Origin of the sequence: Clostridium sp., assembly GCF_021443865.1 — a bacterium.
Classification (GTDB): Bacteria; Bacillota; Clostridia; order Clostridiales; family Clostridiaceae; genus Clostridium.
The window spans coordinates 1-4,454 of record NZ_JABUTB010000060.1 but is presented as its reverse complement, the minus strand read 5'-3'; the positions used below and the strand labels follow the sequence as shown (position 1 = coordinate 4,454).

Sequence of the window (4,454 nt, the reverse complement as noted above, 5' to 3'; positions counted from 1 at the left end):
TGCACTTTTCGCAAATAGGCTTAACTGATGGTCTTACTTTCATCGCTAACCCTCCTTGTAATACTTAGTGGATTTTCCACTTTATTATTTAGCTCTCCATGTTATTCTACCTCTTGTTAGATCATATGGAGAAAGTTCTATTGTAACCTTATCTCCAGGTAGAATTCTTATGAAGTTCATTCTTAATTTTCCTGATATATGTGCTAGAATCTTATGCCCACTTTCTAGTTCAACTTGGAACATAGCATTTGGCAGTGCTTCTAGTACTGTACCTTGCATTTCTATTACATCATCTTTTGACATAAGGTAATCAACCCTCCTTAACAATGCCTTTAAGTTTTAGAAATCTTTTTATTTTTAAATCAGTACCTCTATCCCTTGATATGATAGATGCTTTAATCTCATCATCTACATCCTCTAAAACACTTATATGCTTTAAATTCTTCTGTTTAGGCATCTGAACTGTTTTAGTACTCCCATTACTAAGAATTACATAATCATCACTTAACTGCCCTATTATAACATATAAATGACTTTTATCTCTTCCTCTTTTTGAAAGAACCATTTTCCCAATTAAGTCATTGTTTTGCAAACTTTTCACCTCAATGATTACCTTAGCCATAAATCTACAAGCCACCCTTTGGTATCATGCGAATTTATAACTAAGCAACACTTATCTAATCAGTGTTAATATTTCGGGTCCATCTGGTAAAATTACAATCGTGTTTTCGTAGTGTGCAGATAGACTTCCATCACTAGTTACTACAGTCCAATCATTGCTTAATGTTTTAACTTTATAGTTGCCCACATTAACCATAGGTTCAATAGCTAATGCCATTCCCTCAACCAATTTTGGTCCCCTTCCTGGACGACCATAATTAGGTATATCTGGATCTTCGTGTACAACTCTACCTATACCGTGTCCTACGAAATCTCTTACTACGGAAAAGCCTGCAGCTTCTACGCAGTTCTGTATTTCATGTGATATATCAGTAAGTCTGTTACCTACTTTAGCATATTCAATTCCTTTAAAAAAGCTTTCTTCTGTTACATTAATTAACCTTTCAGCTTCTTTTGTTATACTTCCTACACCAAAAGTTCTTGCAGCATCACCGTGAAAGCCATTAATATTAGCTCCACAGTCCACACTAACTATATCTCCATCTTTTAATACATAACCTCCTGGGATCCCATGAACTACTTGCTCGTTAACAGATATACATAGTGAAGCTGGAAAACCATATAGACCTTTGAATGAAGGTCTTGCTCCATGCTTAGTTATAAATTCTTCTGCTATCCTGTCTAATTCAGCAGTAGTTATTCCTGGTCTTACTTTTTCCTCAATAAGTAGTAATGTTTCTGCTACTATCTTACCTGCAGATCTCATTAGATCAATCTCTTTGTTGTTTTTAATGATGATCATTATTTAACACTCCCTAAGATATTACAGATCCCTTCAAATACTTCATTAATAGCTTTTGTTCCATCTACAATTGAAAGTAAGTTTCTTTCTTTATAAAAATCAATCAGTGGTTGTGTTTGTCTCTCATACACATCAAGTCTTTCAGACACTGTTTCTTCTGTGTCGTCTTTTCTTTGGATTATATCACTTCCACAAACATCACATTTTCCTGCTATCTTTGGTGGATTAAACTTTATATGATAGCTAGCTCCACATGATGGACATACTCTTCTACCAGTCATTCTTTCTAAAATAAATCCAGTAGGTACTTCAATCAGCAAAGCTGTATCAAGTGATTCATTTCTATCTGAAAGGAATCCTTGAAGTGCTTCTGCTTGATGAACTGTCCTTGGAAAGCCATCTAATAAGTATCCATCTTTACAGTCATCTTGTTGTAACCTATCTTTTACCATATTAATAGTAATTTCATCTGGTACTAACTGTCCTTTATCGATGTGCTTTTTAGCTTCTATTCCTAAAGGAGTATTTTCAGAAATGTTTTTTCTAAATATATCTCCAGTAGAAATATGTGGTATTGAGTATCTATTACTAATTGATTTTGCCTGTGTTCCCTTACCTGCTCCAGGAGGACCTAATAATACTATCTTCACGGGCATCATCTCCATTATTAATCTATTTTAAGAATCCTTGATAATGTCTCATTACTAATTGTGAATCTAATTGTCTTGAGAAATCAAGTCCAACACCAACCATAATTAATAATGAGGTTCCACCAAATTGAATTCCTTGTAATTGTGAATTTGAAATTAATATTGGTAGTATTGCTAATAAAGCTGCAAATACTCCTCCAATTAATGATACTTTTGTAAGTACTCTTTCAAAATGCTTTTCTGTTGCTTCTCCTGGTCTTATTCCTGGTACAAACCCTGCTGATTTGTGCAGATTTTCTGCCATTTCATCAGGCTTAAATGTAATTTGTGTATAGAACCATGTAAAGAATATAGTTAATATAGAATAAACTACTGGATACATCCATGTTGATTCATTAAATATACTATATGGATTACTTACTACCCAAATTGCCCAGTTATGATTTGGGAAGAATTCTGCAATTGTCTTAGGGAACATCATAACTGACATAGCAAAGATTATTGCTATAACAGCAGATCCTATTATGCTTAATGGAATGTGAGTGCTTTGCCCTCTCATCATTTTAGATCCAACAGCTTTACCAGCATATTGAACAGGTATTCTTCTTTCTGCTAATGAGAAGAATATTACAATACATAATAACAATATTGCAGCAGCAACAAATAATAAAATACCTATAATAGATATTTTCCCTTGATCCTTTAATGTAAATAATGACATTAAAGTTGTAGGTAACTGTGATACTATATTTACAAATATTAGTATAGATATTCCATTTCCAAATCCTTTAGCAGTAATTTGATCTCCTAACCACATACAGAATGTTGATCCTGCTACTAACGCTATTAAAACTATAATAACTTCATACCATGACATACTGAATGTAGCACCTCTAGCTGCAACCATACTATAAGTTCCAAAAGCAAGAATAAATCCAATTACTATAGATAAAATTCTTGTAATCTTTTGTATTTTCTTCCTTCCTTCTTCACCTTCTTTTGAAAGCTGTTCTAATGAAGGAATTGCTATAGTTAATAATTGAACTATTATAGAAGCATTAATATATGGTGTTACACTTAGCGCAAATATACTAAATTGTCTAAATGCCCCTCCTGATATTAGATCATAGAAACCAAATATAGTTCCACTACTTGCTAAACTCTTTAAAACATCTGTGCGCATTCCAGGAACAGGAATATGTGTTCCTATCCTGAAAATTGCAACTAAAAATATAGTCCATAAAAATCTCTTTTTTAATTCGGGAACCTTCCAGGCATTACGTAGGGTTGATAGCATACTAAATCACCTCAACTTTTCCTCCAGCTGCTTCTATCTTTTCAGCCGCTGATTTTGAGAACTTACATCCTTTTACAGTTAGGCTCTTCTCTAGTGTACCATTTCCTAAAATCTTAACTCCGTCTTTCACCTTACTGATAACTCTTCTTTCAAGTAAAACTTCTGGTGTTATTTCAGTTCCATTTTCAAATATATTTAATCTATCAACATTAATACTTACATATTGTTTAGCAAATATATTTGTGAAACCTCTCTTAGGAAGTCTTCTGTATAATGGCATTTGACCACCTTCAAATCCTGGTCTAACTCCACCACCTGATCTAGCCTTTTGGCCCTTTTCACCTTTTCCAGCATTTCTACCTAAACCTGAACCAGTACCTCTACCAACTCTTTTAGGAGCCTTCTTACTTCCAGCTGCTGGCTTTAATTCATGAAGCTTCATTACTCAATGCACCTCCTCTTACTAAACTTCTTCTACTTTTAGTAGATAGTCAACTTTATTAATCATTCCTCTGATTTGAGGAGTTTCTTCATGTTCTACTGTCTTACCAATCTTTTTTAGTCCAAGGGCATGTGCAGTAGCAATATGGTCTTTTTTTCTTCCAATTAAACTCTTAACAAGAGTAACTTTAATTTTTGCCATTGCTTTTCCCTCCTAACCTAAAATTTCTTCAACAGTTTTGCCTCTTAATTTAGCTATATCTTCAGCTGTTCTTAAGTTTGCTAAACCGTTAATTGTAGCATTTACCATGTTTTTTGGATTGTTTGAACCTAATGACTTAGCTCTAACATCCTTTAATCCTGCTAATTCTAATACAGATCTAGCTGGACCTCCAGCGATAACTCCTGTACCTTCTTTAGCTGGCATTATAAGAACTTTACCAGTTCCAAATTTTCCATATATTTGATGAGGAACAGTTGTTCCAACTATAGCAACACTTACTAAGTGTTTCTTAGCATCTTCTATTCCTTTTTTAATTGCTTCTGGGATTTCTATTGACTTACCCATTCCAACGCCTACGTGCCCGTTCTCATCACCAACAACTACTAGTGCGCTGAATCTGAAGTTTCTACCACCCTTAAC

8 protein-coding genes are annotated in these 4,454 nt (G+C 34.0%); all 8 read right to left on the bottom strand.

Going from position 1 to position 4,454, the window contains the following annotated elements:
* Window positions 1–84: 84 nt before the first annotated feature.
* The gene (gene infA, locus HUJ77_RS11015) at window positions 85–303 is read right to left on the bottom strand and encodes a translation initiation factor IF-1 (protein ID WP_066889870.1); all 219 of its coding nucleotides are present in this window, start codon (window positions 301–303) and stop codon (window positions 85–87) included.
* Between the two features lie 7 nt (window positions 304–310).
* Complete coding sequence (locus HUJ77_RS11010) at window positions 311–622, bottom strand: KOW domain-containing RNA-binding protein (protein ID WP_291708634.1); 312 nt, start codon at window positions 620–622, stop codon at window positions 311–313.
* A 51-nt stretch (window positions 623–673) separates the two neighbouring features.
* On the bottom strand, window positions 674–1,423 hold the full coding sequence (map, locus tag HUJ77_RS11005) for a type I methionyl aminopeptidase (protein ID WP_291708633.1): 750 nt from the start codon (window positions 1,421–1,423) through the stop codon (window positions 674–676).
* The gene (locus tag HUJ77_RS11000) at window positions 1,423–2,073 is read right to left on the bottom strand and encodes an adenylate kinase (protein WP_291708632.1); all 651 of its coding nucleotides are present in this window, start codon (window positions 2,071–2,073) and stop codon (window positions 1,423–1,425) included. Before HUJ77_RS11000 ends, map begins: the two co-directional genes overlap by 1 nt.
* 22 nt (window positions 2,074–2,095) lie before the next feature.
* Window positions 2,096–3,370, bottom strand: a complete 1,275-nt coding sequence (gene secY, locus HUJ77_RS10995) for a preprotein translocase subunit SecY (protein WP_291708631.1) — start codon at window positions 3,368–3,370, stop codon at window positions 2,096–2,098.
* A 1-nt stretch (window position 3,371) separates the two neighbouring features.
* Entirely contained in the window at window positions 3,372–3,812 is a 441-nt protein-coding gene (gene rplO / locus HUJ77_RS10990) for a 50S ribosomal protein L15 (protein ID WP_066889862.1), read from the bottom strand.
* A gap of 21 nt (window positions 3,813–3,833) precedes the next feature.
* On the bottom strand, window positions 3,834–4,013 hold the full coding sequence (rpmD, locus tag HUJ77_RS10985) for a 50S ribosomal protein L30 (RefSeq protein WP_008681171.1): 180 nt from the start codon (window positions 4,011–4,013) through the stop codon (window positions 3,834–3,836).
* A gap of 12 nt (window positions 4,014–4,025) precedes the next feature.
* On the bottom strand, window positions 4,026–4,454 hold a 429-nt coding region (gene rpsE / locus HUJ77_RS10980), incomplete at its 5' end, for a 30S ribosomal protein S5 (RefSeq protein ID WP_291708630.1).

Excerpts from the sequence above, each read along its gene's own strand:
- rplO (WP_066889862.1), bottom strand. The coding sequence starts at position 3,812 with ATGAAGCTTCATGAATTAAAGCCAGCAGCTGGAAGTAAGAAGGCTCCT.
- secY (WP_291708631.1), bottom strand. The coding sequence starts at position 3,370 with ATGCTATCAACCCTACGTAATGCCTGGAAGGTTCCCGAATTAAAAAAG.
- map (WP_291708633.1), bottom strand. The coding sequence starts at position 1,423 with ATGATCATCATTAAAAACAACAAAGAGATTGATCTAATGAGATCTGCA.
- infA (WP_066889870.1), bottom strand. The coding sequence starts at position 303 with ATGTCAAAAGATGATGTAATAGAAATGCAAGGTACAGTACTAGAAGCA.
- HUJ77_RS11010 (WP_291708634.1), bottom strand. The coding sequence starts at position 622 with ATGGCTAAGGTAATCATTGAGGTGAAAAGTTTGCAAAACAATGACTTA.
- rpmD (WP_008681171.1), bottom strand. The coding sequence starts at position 4,013 with ATGGCAAAAATTAAAGTTACTCTTGTTAAGAGTTTAATTGGAAGAAAA.